Raw genomic sequence first — 7,163 nt, 5'->3', positions numbered from 1 at the left:
GCAATGTGCAGGCCCTCCGGAGGGCCTGCACATTGCGCCCCTACAATCCTAGACCTAAAATCCGCTTCAGAAAGGCACTCTAACCTGGACCGTTCAAAGGGTCTATTTTTTGAGAGTAGGAGTCGCTTCCTAGCTTTCCCTTATGACAAATTGGATTAAATCACGGGGATATCGGAAGCAACGGAGGAATGCATCGGTAAGGTGACTGTGAAGGTGGTGCCGACGCCTACTTTACTGTTGACTGTAATGGTTCCCTGATGGCGATCGACGCACTTTTTAACGATCGCCAATCCCAAACCTGTCCCGGGAAGACTGCCGACATTACTAGCCCGTTGAAAGGACTCAAACAGATGGATTAAATCCGATTCGGGAATCCCAATTCCTGAATCTTGCACCGATAGAATCAGGTATTCCCCTTGTCCGGTCAGGGTAAACTCAACGGTTCCTCCAGCCGGGGAATATTTTAAAGCATTGGACAGGAGATTTGTCAAGATGTGACGCAACAATTTGGGGTCCATAGTGGCCTGGTCAATCTCCCCGAAAACCTGCAAATTGATCCGAGGTTTATCCGTGGTCAAATGCAGTTCTTCTACCAGTTCTTTCGCTAAGGTGACCACATCTAACTCAATCGGATTAAACTCTAGTTTACCGGCGTCAGCCTTGCCAATGGTCAACACTTCATCTAAAAGTTTGGTCATACTTTTAATCGAAGATTGAATCCGTTTGAGATGGCTGAGTTTTTTCTCCTCGGACCATTTATAACTGTAATGTTCCAGTAATTCCGATGAGGAGTGAATGGTGGTCATCGGGGTGCGGAATTCGTGGGAAGTCATGGCAATATAGCGAGAATTCAATTCTACCAGATTCTCGGCTTCTCGTTGGAGTTGTTCGGCGGTATCACGCTCTTGACGGATTTTTGATTCAGCCTGATAGCGCTTGAGGGCCATTTGAATGGTGGTATGAAGTTCTCGGTCATCAAAGGGTTTGAGTAAGTAGCCAAAGGGTTCGCTGATTCCTGCCCGGGCTAAGGTGGCGTCATCGGAATAAGCGGTGAGGAAAATAATTGGAATTCGCTGGCGATCGCGAATCAAATTAGCCGTTTCAATGCCATCTATTTCGCCTTTGAGGACAATATCCATGAGGATAATATCCGGCTGAAATTTCGCAGCCCGGTCTAGGGCTTCTTGGCCCGTAGAAGCGATGGGGGGAACGTTATACCCTAAGTTTTCTAAACTACCTTGAATGTCGATCGCCGTGATAATTTCATCTTCAACGACTAAAACTGTAATCATCTTGTCCACTGTTTTATCCTCTAGGTTGGTAAGTTAATTCTTGAAAGCGAATAGTGAAGCAGGTTCCTTGACTGCGATCGAGGCTGACTTCTCCATCCAGTTGCCGGGTGAGGTTACAGACTAATTTCAACCCTAGGGATTCAGTATTGCGGAAATCTAAGTCAGGAGGAAGTCCTACCCCATTGTCGGAAATTTTCAGTTCGTAGGTGTCAGGCCCGTCTTTATGGAAGTCAATGCTAATTGTACCAGGCGAACCCTCGATAAATGCATATTTAAAGGCATTGGTGATTAATTCATTAATGGTTAGTCCACAAGGAATCGCGGTGTCGATTCCCAATTGAATCGGCTCTACATTAATGAGAATTTCGGGCCGGGAATGAGCGGTGATATTATAGGCTCGCAATAAATTCGTGGTTAACTGGTTGATATATTCCGAAAAATTAATGCTGCCCAAGTTATTGGAGCGATATAACAGTTCGTGAATCAAGGCCATTGACCGGATCCGGTTTTGGCTATCCCGAAACATTTGCAGAGTTTGGGGGTCTTTCGTGTAGCTGGATTGCAGCTTCAATAAACTGTGGATGATTTGCAGGTTATTTTTGACCCGGTGGTGAATTTCTTTGAGCAATACCTCTTTTTCATTAAGGGAGGCTTTAATTTGTTCCTCGGATTGTTTACGAGTCGTAATATCCCGAGCCACGCAAATTAATCCCCCTCCAGCAATTAAGGTAAGGGAAATTTCTTCAGGAAAGGTGGTGCCGTCTCGTCTTTTGGCAACCGTTTCCCCACTCCATTGTCCCGATTCTCCCAACACTGGAAAAACTTCCTGTTCTATTTTTTGACTTTCTTCGGGGTAGTATAACTCCTTCCAGGTTTTACCCAGCAACTCTTTGGGGTCGTCATATCCAAAAATTTTCGCGTGAGCGGAATTCAAATAAATGTATTCGCTGTTTTCATTGAGAATGCCGATGCCATCGGTAGCAGCTTCTACTGCCGCCAACTGACGGGCGAGGGCGGCTTGGGTGATTTGACGTTCTTTTGCCAGGGCGATCGCCGCTGCTGCGGAACTTAATAAACTGACTTCTAACGGGTCCCAAGGTTGGGCTTCCTTGCAGTTATCAAAACCGATAAAGCCAAAAAAGTCCCCATTGACCATCAGGGGTAACAACAGAATGGCTTCAATCCCTTGGGGTTCTAAAACTAAGCGTTCGGAGTCGGAAAAATTCGAGACAATACCTTCAATGATTTCCCCCTTCCCTAGGGTATTGGGCAGTCTCGTAAAAAATTCTTCGTAGGGGCAGTTTTGCAAGTCAGGATTGTCCAGTTGGGACTCAATGCCCTCGGCACACCATTCCGCTTTTTGACTGGTGACTAAACGCCCTTGGGAATCGTGGGAATTTTCAAAAATATAGAGGCGACTGGCACCAGAGACGGGTCCCAGAATACTCATAATCAGTTCGTAGAGGTCCGTATCTACCGAGGCATTTAATAATTGATTCTGAATGGCGACTAAAGCCGTCAGATAGCGATCGCGTTTTTCTTTTTCAGCTTCTGCTTGTTTGCGATCGGTAATATCTTCCACCGCAGCAATAAAATAGTCCGGTTCTCCCGAAGGTTGACGCACGAGGGATACCGTCAGGGATGCCCAAATCATCGACCCATCCTGCCGATAATACCGTTTCTCAAACGAACACTCGCGCACCTGTCCCCGGATCAGCGGATTCAAACATTGAATATTCTCCTCCACATCATCGGGATGCGTAATATCTTTCCAACTTTTCAGCAGCAATTCTTCCTGAGAATAGCCGAGAATTTCACAGTATTTTTGGTTGACTCGCAGAAACTGACCCTTGAGATTGTTATGAACCAGTCCGATGGTGGCCCCATTAAAGGTAGAACGGAATAACTTCTCACTGTCGCGCAAGGCGGCTTCCGATCGCTTCCGTTCAGTGATATCCTGTCCAATGCCAATCCCACTGCCATCGGAGAGTCTGATATTGGCCCAAGCGGCATCCAGCTCTCTCCCCTGACGGGTTAGGGCTTTCACCTCCACCCACTGCCCTCTCCCTGCCTCCATTCCATCCAGGACCTTTTGGCGTTCTTTCGGGTCAGGATAGCACTTTACCAAGGTATCTTCGGCTTGGGCTTCTGCCAAGGACCAACCTAGGGTTTTTTCTAGGGCTGGATTGAGTAGCTGGATGTGACCTTGCTCATCAAAAAAAGCCAGCATAATCGGAATATTATCAAAAATAGTTTGTAAAACTTCCGCTTGTCTTTTTAGCTTCAAATCATCAATTTTTCGCCGAGTGATATCTCGAAATACTCCATGAATGAGGGAGTGATTTCCCTCGATTTTCAAGAAAAGTCTCCCTTCTAAAAAGACAGATTTTCCGTTGCTTTTGAGGGCTTTCAGTTCAAAGGTAACGGTTTGAGTGCAGTCTCCGGTGAGGGTACTTAGGAGTTGATGATAGCGGGGGTTGCAGTGGGGATGAATGATGTCTGACATGGAGAGGTGCTGGAGTTCTTCCGGGCTGTAGCCCAGGGTTTCGCGCCAAGCGCGATTGACGTAGAGAATTTTTCCCTGAGCGTCAACGGTTTGAATCAAATCGTTGGCACTCTCAAAAAAGTCACTGAGTTGGGCTTCGCTTTCTTTGAGTTCACTTTCGGCCAATTTGCGATCGCTAATATCAACACAAGACCCGACAATTTCTATCGCTTGACCTTGGGCATTTCGGACGACGCGAAAATCATCCTGCACCCAGGGATAGTTGCCATCGGCATGGCGCAATCGATATTCCAGACTCAAGTTTTGGCGATCGCAGATCTGCGAAAATCCAGTCTCGACCATCTCCCGATCTTCCGGATGAATGCAATCCCACCAAAATTGGGGATTGTTTAGGAATTGTTTGGGTTCATATCCTAAAATCTGGAAGACGTTATAGCTAATAAAGGTAGTGGGGTAAGGGTCGGTAACTTGACAGCTATAAATAATCGTGGGGCTGACCCAGAGTAAATATTGCAGCCGTTCTTTGACCAGGATCAGTTCTTGTTGTGCCTGCTGTCGTTGCTGGATTTCTTCCTGTAATTGTTGAACGGTTTGTTCTAATTGCTCAGTTCGCCTAGAAACTCTGGCTTCGAGTTCGGCATTTAAGGTGGTTAGGGCTTGTTCGGCTTGTTTGCGATGGCTGATATCTGTAATCGTCCCGATGTAGCCCGTCACTTCTTGAGCAGGACCAATTTCAGCAAGGGTTTGACCAAAAACCCAACTCACCTCCCCATTGGGACGGCAGAAGCGATATTCGCAAGCAAAGGGGGTTTGGAATTGGGTTGCTTTGGCCCATTCCGCCATGACACGAGCGCGGTCCTGGGGATGCAAAGCTTGGAACCACCCCTCGCCGAGGGCAGCTTGTCGAGATAACCCCAGCAGTTCACAAGCGCGATCGTTGATGTAAATACATTGTCCTGCCGGATCCGTGCGAAAAATGCCCACGGGAGAGGCTTCCGCTAAGGTGGCATATAATTTTTCACTGGAACGCAGGGCCGCTTCTACTCGGTGACGTTCCGCCAGTTCGATTTGAGTATCTCGGTAAAGTTGGGCTTGGTGGATGGCGATCGCAATATGCACCGAAATTTTATCCAATAAATCAATTTCTGATGCCTGCCAGGGTCGCGGTTCATTGCAGTGATGGGCAATCAGCAAGCCCCAGAGATGGGGGTGAGCGGGGTCTCCCTCAATGGCGATCGGGACCACGAGATTTCCTCGTACCTGAAAGTCCTCTAAAAGCTGCTGATGGCAAAAGCTTAATCCGGCTTGACGGATATCGGCAGTCGCCTGCTTGCGCCCGTTCAGATAGTCGATGCCATGCATTTCCTGGAAGCAGGTATCCCGAACCTGGATGCCCAAAATCGCCGGATACCCTGACTCCACCGATTCCGCCACCACTTTCCCCTCCTTCGTCGGCGCAAACTGATACACCAGAACCCGATGACACCCGAGCACCTGCCGCACCTCTTCTACCGTGGTGGCAAGAATTTCGTCGAGATTGAGGGATTTGCGAATTTGCAGGGAGACTTGAGACAGGAGGCGATCGCGTTGGCTGCTGGCTTCCAGGGAGGCGATTAATTGTTCTTGTTCAGCCGTGCGCGATCGCACTTGTTTTTCCAGTTCACTGGTCCGATTTTGCAGCAGTTCTATCTTTTCGGTTTCCAATGCGCTAATCGTATTCTGCATCACGTCAATCACCTTGTACATTTCCAAGGGATTGATCAAGTTGAGCAGGGTCGTTTGGGTAATAATTCCCAGCAGTTCTCCTCGGATGCCCGTAACGGCTAATCGCCCCACATGGTACTGCTGCATCTTCTGCAACGCAATCCACAAGGAATCCTCGGTCCCAATGGCAAACACGGGGGAGCTCATCATTTGCTCGACGGGGGTGCTATTGAGGTCCAGTTGGAGTCCCTGGATTTGGATAATATCTCCCTCCGTAATGATGCCCAGGGGCTTGAGATCTCCTCGGTTTCCGGTCCCAAGCTGAGTGATTTTTCCCTCTCCTCTCTGGCAAATCATCACACAACTGACTTGGGTGCGGGTCATCAGTTTGGCAATATCCAGTAAAGAAGTCTGGGGTGTGGCGCTGACAATCTGGGGAGTCATCACTTCGGCAACCTGTCGCAATTGCAACAGATTCGCCGGTTGCAGGATTTCCCGAAGGGTTTCCGTGCTGATAATACCCATGAAGCGATCGCCTTCATCCAGAATGGGTAAATGGGAAATATGATATTGCCGCAAGAGGGGCAGTACGGAAAAAATATCCTGCAATTGGGATTGACGTACCGAGACAGGGGAGGGATTGATCAGTTCTCCCACAGTGATGCCTTCGAGAGATTTGCCCGAGGCAATCAATTTCACCACATCCCGTTCAACAAAGATGCCTAAAAATTTGTCGTTCTCTTGGACAACGGCACAACTGGAGAGGGTTGTTGAATTGAGGGGGCTTGAGCCACTATCGTCTAGACGGCAAGAGTTCGATTTGACCCGATTCATCTGTTCCAGCACCTCATTCACCGGGGTATGGGGCGGAACGCAGATGGGGTGAGAGGCGATCGCCGCTTCTAAGTTGAGGGCATGGATGGCAGGTTCGGTGATTGGCATAGCGACTTGGAGGAGATGCGCGACATCTCGTTACAGGGTATCGAGAATTAAGTTGGATCTCGGCTTGTTTTTAATTGTCTAATAAATCCGGCTCAATTTACATCCGCTAGATCGCTTAACCTCGGGGTTTTTACTTCTGTAAAAATACGGAATTTCTCCCCAGTCCAAGCCATTGGGGTTCAACTCTGAGTTTTTTGTTCCTTAACTCTAACCCATAATGTTTTTTCAAATGCAGTCATCAGGTGATGGGTTGAAGTGCTTTATTGTAGAACATCTCTGGCCGAGGCGCGAGAGAGCAGTGCAGTCTTGATACTAAATCCGGTTGATAAAAGCATTAAAAATGGTAGGCCCTCCTGAGCTTGTCGAAGGGCCTACAATTGCTCAACTAAACTAAGCGATATTGAAAAGACCTCTTGCAAAATTCTAAAAAGCCCCCCTTCTTAAGGGGGGTTGGGGGGATCAATCCGGATTTTTGCAAGAGGTCTAAAGAGTTATTTAATATCAGCCAAACCGCGAAGAAACCTAAGTAATTGCACTTAGAATCAGCTAAGATAAAGGACATCAAAAAGGCCAAACCATTCGAGGGAAGCGGCTCAATGGGCGATCGCACCGAAGTTGCTCCCTCAACGCCCAATTATACGGAATCCGGTTGTCAAAGGACTGTAAAAACCCGCAGGCTGAAGCCTGGGGCTATACGGACAAAGCCCGCCTGCGCGGGC

The 7,163-nt window shown here is 48.1% G+C and carries 2 protein-coding genes; both read right to left on the bottom strand.

What is annotated here, in order from left to right:
* Positions 1-155 precede the first annotated feature (155 nt).
* Positions 156-1,292: an ATP-binding protein gene (locus tag NG833_RS28945; RefSeq protein WP_254568729.1), complete on the bottom strand. Its 1,137-nt coding sequence runs from the start codon at positions 1,290-1,292 to the stop codon at positions 156-158.
* A gap of 13 nt (positions 1,293-1,305) precedes the next feature.
* Positions 1,306-6,444 carry a PAS domain S-box protein gene (locus NG833_RS28940; RefSeq protein ID WP_254568728.1) on the bottom strand — a complete coding sequence of 1,713 codons (5,139 nt, stop codon included), beginning with the start codon at positions 6,442-6,444 and terminating at the stop codon, positions 1,306-1,308.
* Positions 6,445-7,163: the final 719 nt, after the last annotated feature.

This window comes from Oscillatoria sp. HE19RPO (assembly GCF_024220515.1).
Lineage (GTDB): Bacteria > Cyanobacteriota > Cyanobacteriia > Cyanobacteriales > Laspinemataceae > Laspinema.
Note: the sequence above shows the minus strand (reverse complement) of the source record. Positions and strands in the feature narration are given on the sequence as shown.